The sequence below is a fragment of the Buttiauxella cochleicola genome (genome assembly GCF_021282405.1).
GTDB lineage: Bacteria > Pseudomonadota > Gammaproteobacteria > Enterobacterales > Enterobacteriaceae > Buttiauxella > Buttiauxella massiliensis.
Genome location: NZ_JAJSOU010000005.1, coordinates 181,009 through 202,979, shown reverse-complemented (window position 1 = coordinate 202,979; position 21,971 = coordinate 181,009). Strand labels below are relative to the sequence as shown.

Sequence of the window (21,971 nt, the reverse complement as noted above, 5' to 3'; positions counted from 1 at the left end):
CGTTCATTTGCCGCGCAGTTACGACTGTGCGCAATTCACAGAAGATTTCATTATGACTTTGTCTCCTTTTTTGCAAGAAGTGGGGAAACGCCGCACTTTTGCGATCATTTCTCACCCGGATGCCGGTAAAACGACCATCACTGAAAAAGTGTTGCTGTTCGGACAGGCAATTCAGACCGCCGGTACTGTAAAAGGCCGTGGTTCCAGCCAGCATGCTAAATCTGACTGGATGGAGATGGAAAAGCAGCGTGGTATCTCAATTACCACATCTGTAATGCAATTCCCGTATCACGACTGCCTGGTTAACCTGCTCGATACCCCAGGGCACGAAGACTTCTCCGAAGATACTTATCGTACTCTGACCGCTGTTGACTGCTGTTTGATGGTTATTGACGCCGCGAAAGGTGTAGAAGATCGTACCCGTAAGTTGATGGAAGTTACCCGTCTGCGCGATACGCCAATTCTCACCTTTATGAACAAACTCGACCGCGATATCCGCGACCCGATGGAAGTGATGGATGAAGTTGAACGCGAGCTGAAAATCGCCTGTTCACCAATCACCTGGCCTATCGGTTGCGGCAAGCTGTTCAAAGGCGTTTACCACCTTTATAAAGACGAAACTTATCTTTATCAGACAGGTAAAGGCCATACCATTCAGGAAGTGCGCATCGTTAAAGGGCTGGATAACCCAGAGCTGGATGCTGCTGTCGGTGAAGATCTGGCAGCGCAACTGCGTGATGAGCTGGAACTGGTTCAGGGTGCTTCCCACGAATTTGATCGTGAGCTGTTCCTTGAAGGTGAGCTGACACCAGTCTTCTTCGGTACTGCATTGGGCAACTTTGGTGTTGACCACATGCTCGATGGCCTGGTTGATTGGGCGCCAGCGCCAATGCCGCGTAAAACGGATTCCCGCGAAGTGAAAGCGGAAGAAGATAAGTTCACCGGCTTCGTATTTAAGATTCAGGCCAACATGGACCCGAAACACCGTGACCGCGTTGCCTTTATGCGTGTGGTTTCCGGCAAGTATGAAAAAGGCATGAAACTGCGCCAGGTTCGTACCGGTAAAGATGTGGTGATTTCTGATGCGTTGACCTTTATGGCGGGTGACCGTTCACACGTTGAAGAAGCGTATCCAGGCGATATTATCGGCCTGCATAACCACGGCACTATTCAGATTGGTGATACCTTTACTCAAGGCGAAATGATGAAGTTCACCGGTATCCCGAACTTCGCACCGGAACTGTTCCGTCGAATTCGTCTGCGTGATCCATTAAAGCAGAAGCAGTTGCTTAAAGGTCTGGTACAGCTTTCTGAAGAGGGTGCGGTACAGGTATTCCGTCCAATCGCGAACAACGATCTGATTGTTGGTGCGGTCGGTGTACTGCAGTTCGACGTGGTTGTGGCGCGCCTGAAAAGCGAATACAACGTTGAGGCGATTTACGAGTCGGTCAACGTCTCAACGGCGCGTTGGGTAGAAAGCACGGACGTTAAGAAGTTTGAAGAATTCAAACGGAAAAACGAAATGCAGTTGGCTCTCGATGGCGGCGACAACCTCGCTTATATCGCTCCAACTATGGTCAACCTGAACCTGACGCAAGATCGCTACCCGGAAGTCACCTTCCGTAAAACCCGCGAGCACTAATCGTCTCTCAGGGCGCGGCAGCCGTCGCGTCCTGCTACTTTTCCCGTCTTATTAATCCCTTACGGATTGTTCTTAATTTCCTGCTTTTCCCTCATGTTCATCCCATTCCGCCATGCAATTCCGTGATTGTTGTCTATATTTAACAAACCAGTGACAAATTGGTTGGTTGAAAACGCCACGTAAATGAAGATTTCTGGCGAGTTCATTTGTACTCATTTTTCCTGGCGCTATTAAAAACTGAACGGAAAATTTTTGGGCTGTAAGCGTTAGCCCAATTTTTAAGGAAAGCCGTTACGTAAAGGCTTGTGCTCAAATAGTGAGCAAAACTATAGGAATTAATCGATGACTATGACTACGACTAAGATTTCTAAAACTCTGTTAGCTGTTGTTCTTGGCTCTGTGCTGGCAAGCGGTAGCGCTTTAGCAGAAGACAAGATGCTTAACAAAACCGAATCAACAGCGGACACAGCAGGCGAAAAAATCGATAGCTCCGTGAAAGACGTCGGTAATTTCATGGATGACAGTGCAATTACTGCGAAAGTAAAAGCTGCACTGGTCGATCACGACAGCATCAAAAGCACTGATATCTCAGTGAAAACGGACAAGAAAGTGGTAACGCTAAGTGGCTTTGTTGAAAGCCAGGCGCAGGCCGAACAGGCCGTCACTGTCGCAAAAGGCGTGGAAGGGGTTTCTTCCGTGAGCGATAAACTTCATGTGCGTAACGGGTCTGATAAATCTGTCAGCGGTTATGCAGGCGATACTGCGACCACTAGCGAAATTAAAGCTAAACTTTTAGCTGATGACATCGTCCCTTCACGTCACGTGAAAGTGGAAACCACTGAAGGTGTTGTACAGCTATCCGGTACCGTGGAATCGAATGCGCAGTCTGCTCGAGCCGAGAGTATCGCTAAAGCAGTTGATGGCGTGAAAAGCGTCAAAAACGACCTGAAAGTGAAGTAACAGGGCATATAGAAACTTTCTCCTTCGGTGTAATGCCGGGGGAGTAGGTCAGCAACATCGTTACTCAATATCGCCAATGAGTGTTTATCTGGCACTCATCCAGAAGCGATTCGGGTTCATTATGGTTAAGGAGAAGCTTATGTTTCGTTGGGGCATTATTTTTCTGGTCATTGCGTTGATTGCAGCAGCACTGGGTTTTGGTACTCTCGCGGGTACTGCGGCAGGTGCAGCAAAAATTGTCTTCGTGGTAGGTATTATTCTGTTCCTGGTTAGCCTGTTTATGGGTCGAAAACGCCCATAGCATACCCGTCATACTTTGAGCCGCAGGTGCGTTGACGCACCCGTTCGCCCCAGTCACATAGTAATCTATGCTCCTGGGGACTTACGGCCTGGTCGCCTTCCTGCAACTCGAATTATTTGGGTATATAATCATTTTGAGACAGACCAGAGAGCCAGTCTAATTTAGACTGGCTCTCGCGTTTTTAAGCGACTATCAAATAACCAATATCTAATAATAATTATCCTTTAGATTTCGAGTTGCAGGTAGGCTGCCAGGGAGAGCATCTCCAGGAGCTTACTGAGATAAGTGACTGGGGTGATTGAGCGCAGCCAACACCCCTGCGACTTGAAAGATGAAGGATAAAGAACCAAGGAAAGCAGGGTGGGACAAAGAATACCCGTAACGCTCGGCAATATTTCGCCGCTTGCGCTTCCAAAGTTTCGTCCCGGAAAACTCGCCATAGTTTGTGAAGGCGGCGGGCAGCGTGGGATATTCACAGCTGGCGTGCTGGACGAATTTATGCGCGCTAATTTCAACCCGTTTGACCTCTTCTTAGGCACTTCTGCCGGTGCGCAAAACCTTTCGGCTTACGTTTGTCACCAGCCGGGATACGCTCGAAGAGTCATTACTCGATTTACCACAACTCGCGAATTTTTTGATCCTCTGCGCTTTGTGCGTGGCGGGCATCTCATAGACCTCGATTGGCTCGTGGAATCCACTTCCACCAAAATCCCGCTTTCAATGACGACGGCCGAAAAGCTATTTGAATCTGGTAAGGAATTTTATATGTGCGCCTGTCGTAGTGACGACTACACGCCGGGATATTTTTCCCCGGACAGCGGCACATGGCTGAATCTTCTAAAAGCCTCAAGCGCGATTCCAGGTTTTTACCGTAGCGGGGTGGAGATTGACGGCATCGGTTACCAGGACGGTGGAATAAGCGATGCGGTTCCGGTGAGAGAGGCTGTGCGCCTCGGTGCTGACACACTGGTGGTAATTCGCACTGTCCCTTCGCAAATGTATTACACACCTGAATGGTTTAAACGCATGGAGCGTTGGCTTGGCGACAGTAGCCTGCAGCCCTTATTAAACCTGGTGCATCACCATGAAGCCAGCTATCGCGAGATTCAAAACTTCATTGAAAAGCCGCCAGGTAAACTGCGTATCTTCGAGATTTACCCGCCGAAGCCATTGATGAGCTCTGCATTGGGCAGTCGATTACCTGCGCTAAATACCGACTATAAAACAGGACGTCTGTGCGGGCGTTACTTCCTCGCAACCATAGGCAAACTAATTTCTGATAAGCCGCCGTTAAAACGTCATCATCCGCGTATTGTGGTTCCGGGGCAGGTGGTCGTTCCACAGGCCGTGGTCACTGAGCCATTGTCTAAAGCGGTGATTGAAACACCAGAAGCTAACGACTCCTCTTTCAATAACGAAGATACGGCGTGACGATGACGTTTTACGATACCCATTGTCACTTCGACTTTCCGCCATTTAGCGATGATGAAGCCAACAGCATTGCCCTCGCCGCGCAAGCGGGCGTAACAAAAATCATTGTTCCGGCAATCGAGGCTGAGCGGTTTAGCACGGTGTTGGCGCTGGCAGACAACTATCCGGCGCTATATGCCGCGTTAGGTTTGCATCCGATAGTAATTCACAAGCATCAGGATGCGTCTTTGGCGTTGCTCGAACATCACCTGAAACAGCGGCCGGGAAAATTAGTGGCTATTGGTGAAATAGGACTCGATCTTTATATGGAAAATCCGCTTTTTGATAAACAAGAAGCGGTGCTGGATGCCCAGCTAAAACTGGCAAAATGTTATGATTTACCTGTCATTCTCCATTCCCGTCGTACGCACGACAAACTTGCCGCGCATTTGAAGCGTCATAATTTACCGCGCACTGGTGTGGTACATGGCTTCTCGGGGAGCCTGCAACAGGCCGAACGTTTTGTGGCGATGGGTTACAAAATTGGTGTGGGTGGAACGATTACTTACCCACGCGCCAGCAAAACGCGCGATGTAATGGCGCGCTTACCCCTTAGCGCGCTGGTGCTGGAAACGGATGCACCTGATATGCCGCTTAACGGCTGGCAGGGGCAACCGAATCGCCCGGAACGCATAGTTAATGTTTTTCAGACACTTTCTATGCTGCGTTCAGAATCTCCCGAAGTTATCGCGAATGCGATTATTAATAACTGCAATGAATTATTTGAAATGAAATAGTAAGTAACAAAATGTGACCTGGCTCACTTAATAAGACAAACGTTTCCGTGGATGTCTATAAATACGTGATTGCCATTCCATTTAATGGCCTCCCTGCCGTTATAATCCCGCCCGCTGTCGTTTTTTAGTTCGTTTTCCTTTTTCATTCAATACACAGGGATTCTGTATGCAACTACTCATGGGATTGATCGGCATGATCGTTCTGCTGCTGATCGCCGTTTTACTTTCCAGTAATCGCAAAGCAATTAATCTGCGTACTGTTTTAGGTGCATGGATTATTCAGGTCGGTATCGGGGCGCTAATCCTGTATGTTCCGGTCGGTCGCCAGGTTCTGCTCGCTATGTCCGAAGGGGTCGCTAACGTAATTGGTTACGGTAACGCCGGTATTTCCTTCCTGTTCGGTGGCTTAGTTTCAGACAAAATGTTCGAAGTCTTTGGCGGCGGTGGCTTTATTTTCGCACTGCGTGTTCTGCCAATTATCGTCTTCTTCTCCTCACTGATTGCTGTGCTGTACTACCTTGGCATTATGCAGTTTGTTATTCGTATTCTCGGCGGTGGTCTGCGTAAGATTCTGAAAACCTCTCGTACAGAATCTCTTTCTGCAACAGCAAACATCTTTGTTGGTCAGACTGAAGCTCCGCTGGTTGTTCGTCCTTATATCGCCACTATGACGCGTTCAGAACTGTTCGCTGTTATGTGTGGTGGTTTGGCTTCTGTTGCAGGTTCAGTACTGGCAGGTTACGCGCAAATGGGCGTGCCACTAGAGTACCTGATTGCCGCTTCATTCATGGCAGCCCCTGGCGGGTTACTGTTCGCCAAAATTATCTTGCCTGAGACAGAAACGCCAAACGACTCACCTGAACTGGACTCTTTGAAAAACGATCCAGACCGCCCGGCAAACGTGCTGGATGCGGCGGCATCAGGTGCAGCTTCTGGTATGCAACTGGCTTTGAACGTGGGTGCAATGCTGCTGGCGTTTGTTGCTTTGATAGCGCTGCTTAACGGCATGCTTTCTGGCATTGGTGGTTGGTTCAACTATCCGCAACTGTCTATGGAACTGATTCTCGGCTGGGTGTTCTCACCACTGGCATGGGTTATCGGTGTACCGTGGAGTGAAGCTAACGTTGCTGGTTCCTTCATTGGCCAGAAGTTAATCATCAACGAATTTGTTGCTTACCTGAACTTCGGGGAATACCTGAAAGATGACGCCACTGTAGCGGCAGCAGGTCTGCAAGTTCTGTCAGATCACACCAAAGCAATTATCTCCTTTGCTCTGTGTGGTTTTGCTAACCTTTCTTCTATCGCTATCCTGATTGGTGGACTTGGAAGCATGGCTCCAAACCGTCGTCATGATATTGCACAGTTAGGTCTTAAGGCTGTAGCAGCAGGTACATTGTCAAACCTGATGAGTGCCACAATTGCCGGGGTCTTCCTGTCATTATAAAAAAGAGATGTTAAAATTATAACATCTCTGTGAAATCAATGGCTGGCGCTTGCGTCGGCCATTTTTTATATCTGGCGATGAATTTTCCGTTATCGCTCGTTGTTAAATCACATATACTGTACAAATTATGTAATTTCATCGTGGCTTTTGTGAAGCTATCCGCAAAACCATCAGGGTTGTGAATGTTATAATTATAACATCGCAACTGATTCTATATCTTTTGTTGGAGAATGTTATGACCGATTTAACTGCAAGCAGCCTGCGCGCCCTGAAACTGATGGATCTGACCACTCTGAATGACGATGACACTAATGAAAAAGTGATCGCACTTTGTCATCAGGCAAAAACTTCAGTGGGCAACACCGCAGCTATTTGTATCTACCCGCGTTTCATCCCAATCGCGCGTAAAACTCTGAATGCTCAGGGCACTCCTGATATTCGCATCGCTACGGTGACCAACTTCCCACACGGCAACGACGACATCGAAATCGCGCTGGCTGAAACTCGTGCTGCTATCGCCTATGGCGCAGACGAAGTGGATGTGGTGTTCCCATACCGTGCGCTGATCGCCGGTAACGAACAAGTTGGTTTCGAACTGGTGAAAGCTTGTAAAGAAGCCTGTGCCGCGGCTAACGTTTTGCTGAAAGTCATCATCGAAACGGGTGAGCTGAAAGAAGAAGCGCTGATTCGTAAAGCTTCTGAAATCTCCATCAAAGCAGGCGCTGATTTCATCAAAACCTCTACTGGTAAAGTGCCAGTCAACGCAACACCTGAAAGCGCACGCATCATGATGGAAGTTATTCGTGATATGGGCGTTGAAAAAACTGTTGGTTTCAAACCAGCTGGTGGCGTGCGTACTGCTGAAGATGCAGCGCTGTTCCTGTCTATCGCTGATGACCTGTTTGGTGCTGACTGGGCTGATTCCCGTCACTACCGCTTTGGTGCTTCCAGCCTGCTCGCAAGCTTGTTAAAAGCGCTGGGTCATGGCGACGGTAAAAGCACAAGCGCTTACTAATCTCTTCCTTGCGGCGGGCTCCCCGCCGCATTTCACCTGATGTACTCAGGGGGTTACCTTGTTTCTCGCTCAAGAAATTATTCGTAAAAAACGTGATGGTCATGCTCTCAGTGATGAGGAGATTCGTTTCTTCATTAATGGTATTCGAGATAACACCATCTCCGAAGGGCAGATTGCCGCACTGGCAATGACTATCTTCTTCCACGACATGACTATGCCTGAACGCGTATCACTGACCATGGCGATGCGAGATTCAGGAACCGTGTTGGACTGGAAGAGCCTTAACCTAAATGGCCCAATCGTTGATAAACATTCAACGGGCGGCGTGGGTGATGTGACGTCCTTAATGCTTGGCCCAATGGTGGCGGCATGCGGCGGTTATATCCCAATGATCTCTGGCCGCGGTTTAGGCCACACTGGCGGTACGCTCGATAAACTCGAAGCGATCCCAGGCTTTGATATTTTCCCGGACGATAACCGTTTCCGCGACATTATTAAAAATGTCGGCGTGGCGATTATCGGCCAGACTAACTCGCTTGCTCCGGCTGACAAGCGTTTCTACGCGACGCGTGACATTACCGCGACCGTAGACTCCATCCCGCTGATCACCGCATCAATTCTTGCGAAGAAACTCGCAGAAGGCCTGGATGCGTTAGTGATGGATGTGAAAGTGGGCAGTGGCGCATTTATGCCTACTTATGAGCTTTCTGAATTACTGGCTGAAGCGATTGTTGGCGTGGCAAATGGCGCGGGCGTTAAAACCACGGCGCTACTCACCGACATGAACCAGGTGCTGGCATCCAGCGCGGGTAATGCTGTTGAAGTTCGTGAAGCGGTGCAGTTCCTTACTGGCGAATACGTCAATCCACGTCTGCATGAAGTGACCATGGCGCTGTGCGTGGAAATGTTACTTTCCGGCAACCTTGCGAAAGACGACGCTGAAGCGCGTGCCAAACTGCAAGCTGTGCTGGATAACGGTAAAGCGGCAGAAGTATTTGGTCGTATGGTTGCAGCTCAAAAAGGGCCGGCAGACTTCGTCGAAAACTACGCGAAATACCTGCCAACCGCGGTTCTGAGCAAACCTGTATTCGCAGACCGTGCTGGTTTCGTAAATCAGATGGACACTCGTGCATTAGGTATGGCGGTCGTTTCCATGGGCGGCGGTCGTCGCCAGGCTTCTGACACCATCGACTACAGCGTCGGCTTTACCGACATGGCTCGTCTGGGCGAGAGTGTAGATACCTCACGTCCACTGGCAGTGATTCATGCAGCAAGTGAAGCTCAATGGCAGGAAGCGGCACATGCCGTTAAAGCGGCAATTAAAGTTAACGAGACCGCACCGGCACAAACGCCAGATGTGTATCGCCGTATTAGCTAATTGCTGGCATACTGATCTGATCACTTTTTGAAACGCCTCCGGGCGTTTCAGGCGCAACGACGCAGGAGAAATTATGAAACGTGCATTTATTATGGTGCTGGACTCTTTCGGTATCGGCGCAACAGAAGATGCAGCAAAATTTGGCGATGTTGGCTCTGATACTTTCGGGCACATTGCAGAGGCTTGTGCCAAAGGCGAAGCAGACAAAGGTCGTCAAGGACCATTGAATTTGCCAAACCTGACCCGCCTGGGTCTGGTAAAAGCCGCCGAAGGCTCTACCGGCAAAATCCCAGCAGGTATGGACGGTAATGCAGAAGTTATCGGCGCATATGGCTGGGCGCATGAACTGTCATCAGGTAAAGACACTCCGTCTGGTCACTGGGAAATCGCTGGTGTTCCTGTGTTATTCGACTGGGGTTACTTCTCCGATACGCAAAACAGCTTCCCACAAGAGTTACTGGATAAACTGGTTGAGCGTGCAAACCTGCCAGGTTACCTCGGTAATTGCCACTCTTCCGGTACTGTGATTTTGGATGAGCTGGGCGAAGAGCATATGAAAACCGGCAAGCCGATTTTCTATACCTCTGCTGACTCCGTGTTCCAGATTGCTTGCCACGAAGAAACTTACGGCCTGGACAAACTCTATGAGCTGTGCGAAATCGCACGTGAAGAGTTGACCGAAGGTGGCTACAACATTGGCCGTGTTATCGCGCGTCCGTTTGTTGGCGATAAAGCGGGTAACTTCCAGCGTACTGGTAACCGCCATGACCTGGCTGTTGAACCACCAGCACCAACCGTGTTGAAAAAACTGGTTGATGAGAAAAATGGCCAGGTGGTATCCGTGGGCAAAATTGCGGATATCTACGCTGAAGTCGGTATCACCAAAAAAGTGAAAGCGACGGGCCTGGATGCGCTGTTTGATGCCACCATCAAAGAGATGAAAGAAGCGGGTGATGACACTATCGTGTTCACTAACTTCGTTGATTTTGACTCATCTTACGGCCACCGCCGCGACGTTGCGGGTTATGCCGCAGCACTGGAACTGTTTGACCGCCGTCTGCCTGAATTGATGGAACTGCTGAAAGAGGATGACATTCTGATCCTCACCGCTGACCACGGTTGTGACCCAACCTGGCAAGGCACAGACCATACTCGTGAACACATTCCGGTATTGGTCTACGGCCCGAAAGTGAAAGCTGGCTCTCTGGGCCACCGTGAAACCTTCGCGGACATCGGCCAGACCGTTGCTAGCTATTTCGGTACATCCCCGATGGACTACGGTAAGAACATGCTGTGATACCCGTCATTCTTCGAGCCGCAGGGGTGTTGGCTGCAAAAGCTCACCCCAGTCACTTACTCAAGTAAGCTCCTGGGGATTCGCTTTCTTGCCGCCTACCTGCGACTCGAATTATTTAGGGTATATGGATTACAGATTTGGGTGAGATGTTTATCCGTCCAGACGTTTACCTCTTAAAACAAGGATATAGATATGGCAACGCCACATATTAATGCTGAAATGGGTGATTTCGCAGACGTCGTTTTGATGCCTGGGGACCCGCTGCGTGCAAAACACATTGCAGAAACTTTCCTTGAAGATGTTCGTGAAGTGAACAACGTGCGTGGCATGTTGGGCTTCACCGGTACTTATAAAGGTCGCAAAATCTCCGTAATGGGTCACGGTATGGGTATCCCGTCCTGCTCCATCTACACCAAAGAGCTGATCACTGATTTCGGCGTGAAGAAAATCATTCGTGTGGGTTCATGCGGCGCGGTTCGTGCGGATGTGAAACTGCGTGACGTGGTTATCGGCATGGGTGCTTGCACCGACTCTAAAGTTAACCGTCTGCGTTTCAAAGACCACGACTTCGCAGCTATCGCTGACTTCGATATGGTTCGCAATGCTGTTGATGCAGCTAAAGCGCTGGGCGTAGACGCTCGCGTAGGCAATATCTTCTCCGCAGACCTGTTCTACACGCCAGATCCAACCATGTTTGACGTAATGGAAAAATACGGCATCCTGGGTGTGGAAATGGAAGCGGCAGGTATCTACGGCGTGGCAGCAGAGTTCGGTGCTAAAGCACTGACTATCTGTACTGTATCTGACCATATCCGTACTCACGAGCAGACTACTGCCGAAGAGCGCCAGACCACCTTTAACGACATGATCAAGATTGCTCTTGAATCTGTGTTACTGGGCGACAAAGAGTAAGATTTTAAAGGGTGCTTCGGCACCCTTTATCCTTCGAAGTATCTATTCACTTAAACTCCCTCATTCTGCTCACCTGCTTTACCTTTCAACTATATAGCGCTATAAATCTATTCAAGTATCTATTCACGAATCTATTCACATGAGCACTTTGACTGATTTATTACTCCATGGGCCACAAACTGCAAACTCCTTGCGGCAGCGTTTGGGTGTCAGCCAGGCGACGTTTTCACGTCTTGTAAATGCTCAGAGCAATGTGATTAAAGCGGGTGCCGCCAGAGCGACTCGCTACGCCCTGAGCCGCCCTGTTCGTCAGATTCACCAGTTCCCGTTGTGGCAAATTGATGATTTCGGGCAGGCATGGCGCTTTGGTGAGTTGTATCCCATTTGGCCGCAGGGCAGTTGTCTGGTCATTCTGAATAATGGTGTTGCGCAGTGGTTTGACGGGATCCCATGGTATTTGACCGACCTTCGCCCACAGGGTTTTTTGGGAAGAACGTGGGGGCGCAAATTAGCGCAGCAAGCGGGGCTACCGGAAGATATCCGCTTATGGCAGGAGGAAGATGTTCTACTGGCGCTATCACAGCAGGTAGCGGAAAACCTGGGTGGCTGGTTAGTCGGCGAGGAAAGCTATCGGCGCTGGTTTGATACGCCTTTGCCTCCGGTGATTGCGGATGCTGATAAATTATCGGTTTATAGCGAACTGGCGAGTAGCGCACTGGCGGGCGATATCGTTGGGTCGTCAGCGGGTGGCGAACAGCCTAAATTTACCTGTTATGCACAAACTACGACCGGGCCGGCGCATGTCATCGTTAAATTTACCCCGTTGCTACAAAACGAGAATAGCCAGCGCTGGTCTGATTTGCTTTATGCGGAAGCTTTAGCGCTCAACACTCTGGCTCAGGCCGGTATCCCCGCCTCGACGGCAAAAGTTCTGACCAATACGCAAAGCCAAACATTCCTTGAAGTCATTCGTTTTGACTGCATTGGTGAGCAGGGCCGCAGAGGAATTGTCTCACTTGAAGCCGTACAGAGTGAGTTTGCCAGCGGGGCACAGCATTGGCCCGTCACGATGGAAAAATTACTCGTCCAAAAGTCGGTTGAACCTGCAACTTTGCGCCTGACGCAACGCCTCTGGGCATTTGGTCGGTTGATAGCCAACAGCGATATGCACGCAGGGAATCTTTCGTTCTATCTGTCTGATATGCCACTGCGGCTGGCTCCTGTCTACGACATGCTACCCATGGCTTTTGCCCCGAACAGCGTCGGGAATATGCGCAGAGAACCGGTCAAACCGCAGATTGATCCCGTTGTGCCGCGCGAGGTGTGGTTGGAAATGCTGCCCTATGCTCGCCAGTTCTGGCTTGATGCAAGCCAGAATCAAGGGATTAGCGAAAGTTTCCAGGAGTTGAGTTGTGTGATGGCTTCAGAGCTGGATGCGGTTGAAGCCAACGTTAAACGCCTTGCCTAACGCACCGTCTGTGCAATCCACGCACTTAATTCACGTAGTTCCATTTCCTGCTCGGGGAAATCAGCAATCAGTGTTTCACACTGTTGCTGCAACATATCGCTTCGATACAAACAACCCTGCAAGCGCGCCGCCAGCGCTTCCAGCGGGGCCGGATTCAGGCTATCGGTGAAGATTTGCGTGCGTGTGATATGTCCTTTCTCAACATCGAAATGCAGCTCAACACCGCCCCAGGTAAAACGCTGATCCAGCAAATGACTGAACGCCGGAGCCTGGCCGAAGTTCCATTCCCAACTGCTTTGGCGGGCAAAGGTTTCCGCAAATCCGGGTAGGTCGGGCAGGACATCAGGCGAGATATGTTCCGCTTCAACGCGCTCGCCGTACCAGCCAAAGAATGATTCGCGCACAGCATCGCATATTTGCTCATGGGTTAAGCCAGGTAGCAGGTCGCTGAGGTTTGCTACGCGTCCACGCACAGACGTTATCCCTTTGGCTTTCAGCTTTTTCTCATCTGGATTGAGGTAGTTAGCCAGGCGGCTTAAATCTGCGTTGAGCAGCAGTGTGCCATGATGGAAGCCGCGATCCATGGTTTCTTTATACGCGGAACCTGAAACTTTGCGTGGCCCTTCAGCAGTGGCAACTTCCAGATCGTTGCGCCCGGAAGCAGTCGCGCTAATTCCCAGTGAATCGAGTGCATTAACCACAATAGCGGTAGATACACTTTTGTCGTATTCCGGTTTTCCAGCCATGAAGGTGAAACAGGTATTGCCCAGATCGTGGAACACCGCGCCACCGCCGCTGCTGCGTCTCGCCAGCCGCACGTTGTCTTCTTCCATTCGACGGGTATTGCACTCTTTCCAGGGGTTTTGCGCCCGGCCAATAACTACGGTATCTGCGTTACGCCATAAAAAGAGCACGCGCTGAGTTGCAGGCATCTGGCGGAAAATACACTCTTCTACGGCCAGGTTGAACCAGGGATCGTAAGAGTCAGAAATCAGTAGTCGTAAGGTCGTCATCGTAGAAATCCTTTCTTATTTATAGCTTATTGTCAGCCTGTTCTTCCTCATCTTCTTTCACTTCGGTATTCGCAGTGAGAAGGAAAGGAGACTGCTGCCAGCGGGTGCGTTTGCCCTGCAAAAGAGTACGCGTCAGCACAATGCCAATTGCCAGCGCCAGCAACATCATCAGGCGCAAAATATTGGTGGTGTTATCCACCTGTTTGGCTTCGGTAGCGAGCGTGTGGGTATCAAGTGTGATTCGCAGATAGCCAACCGTCCCGTCTTTATCTTCAATCGGCTGAACAATTTGCTGATTGAAATAACTGCCTGCTTTTTTGCCATCCAGCGCCAGCCTGTCACGCACGCCAATTCCTTCACCTGCTCGCGCGATTTGGCCGCCGCTATCGTCATAAACGCCCGCATCAAGAATACGACTATCCTGGGTCAGTAACTTGAGGGCGGCTGAAATCTTTTTCTCATCAGGGTTTTCGGATTTCATCAGTGGCGCCAGGTTGTAACTCACCTGACGCGCCAGCGTTTTGGCCAGCTCTTCAAGCTGCACATTGCGGGCTTGTTGATGCCCCTGGCTAAACCATGATGCTCCCTGCATCAGCGCGACTAAAAGTGCGAGGCAGATAAGCACAATCACTGCACGATGCAGCCTGAATTTCATTTTTGCCCGAGCCATAATGCACCTTAGGAAAATTGCGTACTTTAATGTTGCCAGAAGCAACGTTCACAAGGTAGCCTCATGCGATCTTTTACTCTGGCCTTTATCTTTTTTCTGGAGCTGTGATGCCAAATAGTCTGACCTGGTGCGACCTGCCGACCGATGTCTCCCTCTGGCCTGGGTTGCCACTATCGCTAAGTGGTGATGAAGTTATGCCACTCGATTACCGTGCTGGCCGCAGCGGCTGGCTTCTGTATGGTCGGAATCTGGATAAAGAGTGCCTGAATCGCTATCAACGAAAGCTAGGCGCGGCGATGGTTATCGTCACCGCGTGGTGTGTTGAAGACTATCAGGTTATTCGCCTGGCGGGTTCATTAACGCCGCGAGCTACCAAACTTGCCCACGATGCTGGGCTGGATGTCGCGCCGCTGGGTAAAATCCCACACTTGCGCACGCCAGGTCTGCTGGTGATGGACATGGATTCCACCGCCATCCAAATCGAATGTATCGATGAAATCGCTAAACTGGCGGGCACCGGTGAAATGGTAGCGGAAGTGACCGAGCGCGCGATGCGTGGCGAGCTGGACTTCGCGGCAAGCCTGAAGCAACGCGTTGCGACCCTTAAAGGGGCAAATGCATCTATTTTGCGCCAGGTGCGTGATGAACTGCCGCTGATGCCAGGGCTGACTTCTCTGGTGCTTAAGCTCGAATCGCTAGGCTGGAAAGTGGCTATCGCTTCCGGTGGCTTCACCTTCTTTGCAGAGTATCTGCGCGATAAACTGCATTTACATGCAGTTGTGGCAAATGAGCTGGAAATTTGCGACGGCAAACTGACCGGTGAAGTCATTGGTCAAATTGTTGATGCCCAATTCAAAGCAGATACGCTCAAGCGCCTTGCGGATAAATATGAAATCCCTGTCGCGCAAACTGTGGCAATTGGTGATGGCGCGAATGATTTACCAATGATTCTGTCTGCCGGGCTGGGTATCGCTTATCACGCGAAACCTAAGGTTAATGAGAAAACAGAAATCACCATCCGTCATGCTGATTTGATGGGTGTATTCTGTATTCTTTCAGGCAGTCTTATTCAGGAAGAACGCTAATGGCGAAAGCGCCGAAACGTGCATTTGTCTGCAACGAATGTGGTGCAGATTATCCTCGCTGGCAAGGGCAATGTAGCGCCTGTCAGGCGTGGAACACTATCACTGAGGTGCGCATTGCCGCCTCGCCGACAGTTGCGCGTAACGAGCGTTTGTCTGGTTATGCCGGCAGTGCGGGCGTCAGCAAAGTACAAAAACTCTCTGATATCAGCCTCGAAGAGTTGCCGCGTTTTTCCACTGGTTTTAAAGAGTTCGACCGCGTACTGGGCGGCGGCGTTGTGCCGGGTAGCGCCATTCTGATTGGCGGTAACCCAGGAGCGGGTAAGTCCACGCTGCTGCTGCAAACACTGTGCAAACTCAGCGAACAGATGAAAACTCTGTATGTCACGGGTGAAGAGTCGCTGCAACAAGTGGCGATGCGCGCACACCGCTTAGGTTTGCCGACTAACAACCTGAATATGCTTTCGGAAACCGGCATCGAGCAAATTTGCATGATTGCCGAAGAAGAAGCGCCGAAGCTGATGGTAATCGACTCCATTCAGGTGATGCACATGGCCGACGTACAATCGTCGCCGGGCAGCGTGGCGCAGGTGCGTGAGTCTGCCGCTTACCTGACGCGCTTTGCCAAAACGCGCGGTGTGGCAATTATCATGGTCGGCCACGTCACCAAAGACGGTTCACTTGCCGGGCCAAAAGTTCTCGAACACTGTATCGACTGCTCGGTGATGCTTGATGGCGATGCCGATTCCCGTTTCCGCACCTTGCGCAGCCATAAAAACCGCTTTGGCGCGGTGAACGAGCTGGGTGTGTTTGCCATGACGGAACAAGGTCTGCGCGAAGTGAGTAACCCTTCAGCTATCTTCCTGAGCCGTGGTGATGAAGTGACTCCCGGTAGTTCTGTGATGGTGGTGTGGGAAGGGACGCGTCCGCTGCTGGTAGAGATTCAGGCGCTGGTGGATCAGTCTATGATGTCCAACCCACGCAGGGTTGCTGTTGGTCTTGAGCAAAACCGTCTGGCGATTTTGTTGGCCGTTTTGCACCGCCACGGTGGCCTGCAAATGGCCGATCAGGATGTATTTGTGAACGTGGTTGGCGGTGTGAAAGTCACCGAAACCAGTGCTGACCTCGCGCTTTTACTGGCGATGGTTTCAAGTCTGCGCAACCGGGCTCTGCCACAAGATTTAGTGGTGTTTGGTGAAGTAGGGTTGGCAGGTGAAATTCGCCCGGTGCCAAGCGGGCAGGAGCGTATTTCTGAAGCCGCAAAACACGGTTTTAAACGTGCGATTGTACCGCAGGCCAATGTGCCGAAAAAATTACCGGAAGGGATGCAGGTCTTCGGGGTGAAAAAACTTGCTGATGCGCTGTCAGTGTTTGACGACTTACAAGACTTATAATTGTATATTCGCCCAATTTTGCAGGAGGCAGGCAGCATGTCGTCATTTGAGTATTTAAAAACCGCAATTCGCCAGCAGAACGTTACGCTGCAGCAAGTTGCGGAATCCTGCGGTATGACCAAGGGCTATCTGAGCCAGCTACTTAACGCCAAAATCAAAAGCCCAAGCGCTCAAAAACTTGAAGCCCTGCACCGTTTCCTCGGCCTGGAGTTTCCCCGCCGTGAGAAAAAGGTCGGTGTTGTATTTGGGAAGTTTTATCCACTGCATACCGGCCATATCTACTTGATTCAACGCGCCGCAAGCCAGGTTGATGAGTTACATATCATCATGGGCTATGACGAAACCCGCGATCGTCTTCTGTTTGAAGACAGTGCCATGTCGCAACAGCCGACAACCGGCGACCGTCTGCGCTGGTTGCTTCAGACCTTTAAGTACCAGAAAAACATTCGTATTCATTCGTTTAACGAAGAAGGGATGGAGCCGTATCCACATGGTTGGGATGTCTGGAGCCGTGGCATCAAAGCTTTCATGGAAAGCAAAGGCATCAATCCTGACTGTATCTACACCTCTGAAGAGAATGATGCGCCACGGTTTAACGAACAGCTCGGTATTGAAACGGTGCTGATAGACCCGAAGCGCACCTTCATGAATATCAGCGGTGGGCAGATCCGCGAAAACCCGTTCCGCTACTGGGAATACATTCCAACTGAAGTGAAACCGTTCTTTGTCCGAACCGTTGCGATTCTGGGCGGTGAGTCGAGCGGTAAGTCGTGGATGGTGAATAAGCTTGCCAACATTTTCAACACGACCAGCGCCTGGGAATACGGGCGTGACTATGTCTTTTCCCATCTGGGTGGCGATGAGATGGCATTGCAATATTCTGACTACGATAAAATTGCCATCGGCCATGCGCAGTACGTTGATTTTGCAGTTAAATATGCCAATAAAGTCGCTTTTATCGATACTGACTTTGTTACCACTCAGGCATTCTGCAAAAAATATGAAGGGCGTGAGCACCCTTTTGTGCAGGCGCTGATTGATGAGTACCGCTTTGATCTGGTGATTTTGCTGGAAAACAACACGCCGTGGGTAGCCGATGGCTTGCGTAGCCTGGGCAGTGATACCGACAGGAAATCGTTCCAGAATCTTTTGGTGTCGATGCTTGATGAGAACAACATCAGCTACGTTCATGTAGAAGAACCTGACTACGATTCTCGCTTCTTGCGCTGTGTTGATTTGGTGAAGAACATGATTGGCGAGCGGGGATAATCGGGCTTGTCAAAAAAGGGGGCGCATCAAGCGCCCCCTTTTTTATTACTTCGTTACGCGCTTGTACTTAATACGCTTAGGTTCCAGCGCATCCGCACCCAGAGTGCGTTTCTTGTACTCTTCGTACTCAGTAAAGTTGCCTTCAAAGAACTCCACTTTGCCTTCATCCTGGTAATCCAGAATGTGCGTGGCGATACGGTCAAGGAACCAACGGTCGTGCGAGATAACCATGGCACAGCCTGGGAATTCCAGCAGGGCGTTTTCTAACGCGCGCAGGGTTTCGATATCCAGGTCGTTGGTTGGTTCATCGAGCAGCAGTACGTTGCCGCCAACTTGCAGTAATTTTGCAAGGTGCAGACGACCACGCTCACCACCGGATAACTCACCGACACGTTTACCCTGGTCGACGCCTTTGAAGTTAAAGCGACCAACGTACGCACGGCTTGGCATTTCGGTGTTACCGACGCGCATGATGTCCTGGCCGCCGGAAACTTCTTCCCACACGGTTTTGCTGTTGTCCATTGCGTCACGGAACTGATCGACAGACGCCAGTTTGACGGTTTCGCCCAGTTCAATGGTGCCACTATCTGGCTGTTCCTGGCCGGACATCATACGGAACAGGGTAGATTTACCCGCGCCGTTAGGACCGATGATCCCGACAATTGCACCTTTCGGTACAGAGAATGTCAGGTCTTCAATCAGCAGGCGGTCGCCGTAGGATTTACGCAGATTGGTAACCTCAACGACTTTATCGCCCAGACGTGCGCCTGGTGGAATAAACAGTTCGTTGGTTTCGTTACGTTTCTGGTATTCAGTGTTGTTAAGCTCTTCAAAGCGAGCCAGACGCGCCTTGCCCTTAGACTGGCGGCCTTTCGCACCCTGACGTACCCACTCCAGCTCTTTCTCGATGGATTTACGGCGAGCCGCTTCCGAAGAGGCTTCCTGAGCCAGACGTTCGTCTTTCTGCTCAAGCCAGGAGGAGTAGTTACCTTCCCACGGAATACCTTCACCGCGGTCAAGTTCCAGAATCCAGCCTGCAACGTTATCGAGGAAGTAACGGTCGTGGGTAATAGCCACAACGGTGCCTTCGAAGTCGTGCAGGAAGCGCTCGAGCCACGCCACGGATTCAGCATCCAGGTGGTTCGTTGGTTCGTCGAGCAGCAGCATGTCTGGCTTTTCGAGCAGCAGGCGGCAAAGTGCTACACGGCGACGTTCACCACCGGACAGGTTAGCAATTTTCGCATCCCAATCTGGCAGACGCAGCGCATCAGCAGCACGTTCCAGTTGCACGTTCAGGTTGTGACCGTCGTGTGCCTGAATGATTTCTTCAAACTTACCTTGTTGGGCAGCCAGCTTGTCGAAATCGGCGTCCGGCTCAGCGTATTTGGCATACACTTCGTCGAGGCCTTTCAGGGCATTAACGACTTCAGCTACGGCTTCTTCAACCGATTCACGGACGGTATGTTCAAGGTTGAGTTGCGGTTCTTGCGGCAAATAGCCGATTTTTAGTCCAGGTTGTGGGCGCGCTTCGCCTTCGATGTCGGTATCAATGCCGGCCATAATGCGCAGCAGCGTGGATTTACCGGAACCGTTCAGACCCAGTACGCCAATCTTGGCGCCAGGGAAGAAACTGAGAGAGATATTTTTCAGGATATGACGTTTCGGCGGAACAACTTTGCCGACTCGATGCATGGTATAAACGAATTGAGCCACAGTGCGACTTCGCCTCTTTTTCGTGATTTAAGATGGTTCGTATCAAAGGCGAAGTGTAGCCGTTTTCAGCAGGTAATCCCAGCAGGGGAAGTAGGATGTGTTACCCGAAACACTCTGGACAGTGTTATACCCAAAATAACGTGCTCTGGCGTGGCGAAACAGCAATAGCAGAGTTAGCATGAAGTAACCAATGGCGGCATGATGCTGCCTGTAAATATGTGAGGAGAACTTGTGGGGAAAGCCAAACAAGTCGCGGGACAATTGCTGGTGGCAATTGTAAGCCTTGCGGCATTAACTCATGCAGTTCGTGCGGACTCGCTCGATGAGCAACGCAGCCGATACGCACAAATCAAACAAGCGTGGGATAGCAAGCAAATGGATGTGGTGCAGCGAATGATGCCCACGTTGCAGGATTATCCTCTCTATCCTTATCTAGAATATCGCCAGATTACAGACGACTTAATGAATGAGCCAACGCTTGTCGTTAGTCGCTTTATTGAGGCAAATCCAACGCTGCCGCCAGCTCGCTCCCTGAAGTCACGCTTTGTGAATGAACTCGCCCGTCGTGAAGACTGGCGTGGCTTGCTGGCATTTAGCCCTGAGCAGCCGGGTACGACCGAATCTAAATGTAATTATTACTACGCAAAATGGAATACCGGCCAGGCGGATGCCGCATGGGTGGGAGCCAAAGATTTGTGGCTGACGGGGAAGAATCTGCCGTCAAGCTGTGACCGTTTATTCTCGGCGTGGCGCTCTTCAGGGACTCAAGATCCGTTGGCCTATCTGGAGCGTATTCGCCTGGCGATGAAAGAGGGCAATACTTCGTTGGTCAATAGCCTCGCAAGCCAAATGCCTGCGGATTACCAAACCATCTCCAGCGCGCTAATAAATCTGCAAAATAACCCCAATTCGGTGCTGACATTTGCCCAAACTGTGGGTGCAACAGACTTTACGCGTCAGGCTGCGGCAATAGCTTTTACCCGTGTGGCCCGGGATGACGTAGAAAATGCGCGCATGATGATCCCGTCACTGGTGCAAGCGCAGCAACTTAATGACTCTCAGGCTCAGGAGCTCCGAGATACCGTCGCCTGGCGCTTGATGGGCAATGATGTTACGGCCGAACAGGCTGCGTGGCGTGATGATGCCATTATGCGTTCAGAATCAACGACGCTAGTTGAAAGACGTGTACGTATGGCGCTGGGAACGGGCGATCGTACTGGTCTGAATACCTGGCTTGCGCGTTTACCGATGGAAGCCAAAGAGAAAGATGAGTGGCGTTACTGGCAGGCAGATCTATTGTTGGAACGTGGCCGTGATGTGGAAGCCAAAGAGATCCTACATTCTTTGATGCAGCAACGCGGATTTTACCCAATGGTGGCAGCCCAGCGTTTAGGGGAAGAATACCCATTGCGGGTAGACAAAGCGGTACCGGTCAATCCAGCGCTGGTCCAGGGACCAGAAATGGCGCGAGTTCGCGAGTTAATGTACTGGCAGATGGATAACACTGCGCGCAGCGAATGGGCGAATTTAATCACCAGCCGCAGCAAACCAGAGCAGGAAGGATTGGCGCGTTATGCGTTTGATCAAAACTGGTGGGATCTTAGCGTGCAGGCAACGATCGCCGGGAAGCTTTGGGATCATCTCGAAGAGCGTTTCCCTCTGGCGTATAAGGATGTTTTCTCTCGTTATGTCAGCGATAAAGATATCTCGCAAAGCTATGCAATGGCGATTGCGCGTCAGGAAAGTGCCTGGAACCCGAAAGTGAAATCACCTGTTGGAGCCAGCGGCTTGATGCAAGTTATGCCGGCTACGGCTGCGCATACTGTGAAAGTGTTCAACATTCCAGGTTACAGCAGCCCCTCTCAGTTACTCGACCCTGAAACCAATATCAATATTGGTACGACGTATTTGCAGTCCGTCTATCAGCAATTCGAGAACAATAGGATCTTCTCGTCAGCTGCTTATAACGCGGGGCCGGGCCGAGTCAGAACCTGGCTTGGTAACAGTGCCGGGCGCATCGATGCAGTTGCGTTTGTTGAGAGTATTCCCTTCTCAGAAACGCGCGGATATGTGAAAAACGTGCTGGCTTATGATGCGTATTATCAATACTTCATGGGTAAATCCGCACCGTTGCTGACGGACACTGAGTGGCAACGCCGTTATTGATTTTGGGGTGTCCATGTTATGCTATCGTACTAGTTAATTA

The 21,971-nt window shown here is 50.7% G+C and carries 18 protein-coding genes; 15 read left to right on the top strand and 3 right to left on the bottom strand.

From position 1 onward, the window contains the following. The first annotated feature begins 52 nt into the window (after nucleotides 1-52). From prfC to yjjJ, 11 genes are all read left to right on the top strand, one after another. Nucleotides 53-1,642: a peptide chain release factor 3 gene (gene prfC / locus LVQ79_RS08755; RefSeq protein WP_232864640.1), complete on the top strand. Its 1,590-nt coding sequence runs from the start codon at nucleotides 53-55 to the stop codon at nucleotides 1,640-1,642. A 342-nt stretch (nucleotides 1,643-1,984) separates the two neighbouring features. Further along, a complete protein-coding gene (osmY, locus tag LVQ79_RS08750) occupies nucleotides 1,985-2,602 on the top strand; it encodes a molecular chaperone OsmY (RefSeq protein ID WP_151993071.1) in 618 nt (205 codons plus the stop codon). Nucleotides 2,603-2,741: 139 nt separating this feature from the next. Next, a complete protein-coding gene (locus LVQ79_RS08745; protein WP_064513877.1) occupies nucleotides 2,742-2,903 on the top strand; it encodes a DUF1328 domain-containing protein in 162 nt (53 codons plus the stop codon). A gap of 360 nt (nucleotides 2,904-3,263) precedes the next feature. Then, on the top strand, nucleotides 3,264-4,334 hold the full coding sequence (locus tag LVQ79_RS08740; protein WP_232864639.1) for a patatin-like phospholipase family protein: 1,071 nt from the start codon (nucleotides 3,264-3,266) through the stop codon (nucleotides 4,332-4,334). Then, nucleotides 4,331-5,110 carry a TatD family hydrolase gene (locus tag LVQ79_RS08735; RefSeq protein WP_232864638.1) on the top strand — a complete coding sequence of 260 codons (780 nt, stop codon included), beginning with the start codon at nucleotides 4,331-4,333 and terminating at the stop codon, nucleotides 5,108-5,110. Before LVQ79_RS08740 ends, LVQ79_RS08735 begins: the two co-directional genes overlap by 4 nt. A 166-nt stretch (nucleotides 5,111-5,276) precedes the next feature. After that, nucleotides 5,277-6,554 carry a NupC/NupG family nucleoside CNT transporter gene (locus tag LVQ79_RS08730; RefSeq protein ID WP_064513871.1) on the top strand — a complete coding sequence of 426 codons (1,278 nt, stop codon included), beginning with the start codon at nucleotides 5,277-5,279 and terminating at the stop codon, nucleotides 6,552-6,554. Nucleotides 6,555-6,789: 235 nt separating this feature from the next. Beyond that, nucleotides 6,790-7,569, top strand: coding sequence for a deoxyribose-phosphate aldolase (gene deoC / locus LVQ79_RS08725; protein ID WP_232864637.1), 780 nt, complete (start codon nucleotides 6,790-6,792; stop codon nucleotides 7,567-7,569). A gap of 58 nt (nucleotides 7,570-7,627) precedes the next feature. After that, nucleotides 7,628-8,947 carry a thymidine phosphorylase gene (deoA, locus tag LVQ79_RS08720; protein ID WP_232864636.1) on the top strand — a complete coding sequence of 440 codons (1,320 nt, stop codon included), beginning with the start codon at nucleotides 7,628-7,630 and terminating at the stop codon, nucleotides 8,945-8,947. Nucleotides 8,948-9,020: 73 nt separating this feature from the next. Further along, nucleotides 9,021-10,244, top strand: a complete 1,224-nt coding sequence (deoB, locus tag LVQ79_RS08715; RefSeq protein WP_232864635.1) for a phosphopentomutase — start codon at nucleotides 9,021-9,023, stop codon at nucleotides 10,242-10,244. Nucleotides 10,245-10,436: 192 nt separating this feature from the next. Beyond that, the gene (gene deoD, locus LVQ79_RS08710) at nucleotides 10,437-11,156 is read left to right on the top strand and encodes a purine-nucleoside phosphorylase (protein ID WP_034459469.1); all 720 of its coding nucleotides are present in this window, start codon (nucleotides 10,437-10,439) and stop codon (nucleotides 11,154-11,156) included. A 139-nt stretch (nucleotides 11,157-11,295) separates the two neighbouring features. Then, nucleotides 11,296-12,624, top strand: coding sequence for a type II toxin-antitoxin system HipA family toxin YjjJ (gene yjjJ / locus LVQ79_RS08705; RefSeq protein WP_232864634.1), 1,329 nt, complete (start codon nucleotides 11,296-11,298; stop codon nucleotides 12,622-12,624). Here yjjJ and lplA read toward each other — a convergent pair. Further along, the gene (gene lplA, locus LVQ79_RS08700) at nucleotides 12,621-13,637 is read right to left on the bottom strand and encodes a lipoate--protein ligase (RefSeq protein ID WP_232864633.1); all 1,017 of its coding nucleotides are present in this window, start codon (nucleotides 13,635-13,637) and stop codon (nucleotides 12,621-12,623) included. The two genes, yjjJ and lplA, sit on opposite strands and share 4 nt — an antisense overlap. Before the next feature lie 19 nt (nucleotides 13,638-13,656). After that, nucleotides 13,657-14,307: a YtjB family periplasmic protein gene (locus tag LVQ79_RS08695; protein ID WP_232864632.1), complete on the bottom strand. Its 651-nt coding sequence runs from the start codon at nucleotides 14,305-14,307 to the stop codon at nucleotides 13,657-13,659. A 107-nt stretch (nucleotides 14,308-14,414) separates the two neighbouring features. Between LVQ79_RS08695 and serB the strand changes: the two genes are divergently transcribed. Genes serB through nadR form a run of 3 tightly spaced genes read left to right on the top strand, consistent with a single transcriptional unit; the run spans nucleotide 14,415 to nucleotide 18,052 of the window. Next, nucleotides 14,415-15,392, top strand: coding sequence for a phosphoserine phosphatase (serB, locus tag LVQ79_RS08690; protein ID WP_232864631.1), 978 nt, complete (start codon nucleotides 14,415-14,417; stop codon nucleotides 15,390-15,392). Next, nucleotides 15,392-16,783, top strand: a complete 1,392-nt coding sequence (gene radA, locus LVQ79_RS08685) for a DNA repair protein RadA (protein ID WP_232864630.1) — start codon at nucleotides 15,392-15,394, stop codon at nucleotides 16,781-16,783. The genes serB and radA overlap by 1 nt, the downstream gene beginning before the upstream one ends. 36 nt (nucleotides 16,784-16,819) lie before the next feature. Continuing rightward, nucleotides 16,820-18,052: a multifunctional transcriptional regulator/nicotinamide-nucleotide adenylyltransferase/ribosylnicotinamide kinase NadR gene (nadR, locus tag LVQ79_RS08680; protein ID WP_232864629.1), complete on the top strand. Its 1,233-nt coding sequence runs from the start codon at nucleotides 16,820-16,822 to the stop codon at nucleotides 18,050-18,052. Nucleotides 18,053-18,097: 45 nt separating this feature from the next. On the opposite strand, the gene ettA is transcribed toward nadR, so the two are convergent. After that, the gene (gene ettA / locus LVQ79_RS08675; protein WP_064513850.1) at nucleotides 18,098-19,765 is read right to left on the bottom strand and encodes an energy-dependent translational throttle protein EttA; all 1,668 of its coding nucleotides are present in this window, start codon (nucleotides 19,763-19,765) and stop codon (nucleotides 18,098-18,100) included. 231 nt (nucleotides 19,766-19,996) lie between these two features. Here ettA and sltY point away from each other — a divergent pair, with 231 nt between their 5' ends. Beyond that, a complete protein-coding gene (gene sltY / locus LVQ79_RS08670) occupies nucleotides 19,997-21,931 on the top strand; it encodes a murein transglycosylase (protein ID WP_232864628.1) in 1,935 nt (644 codons plus the stop codon). Nucleotides 21,932-21,971: the final 40 nt, after the last annotated feature.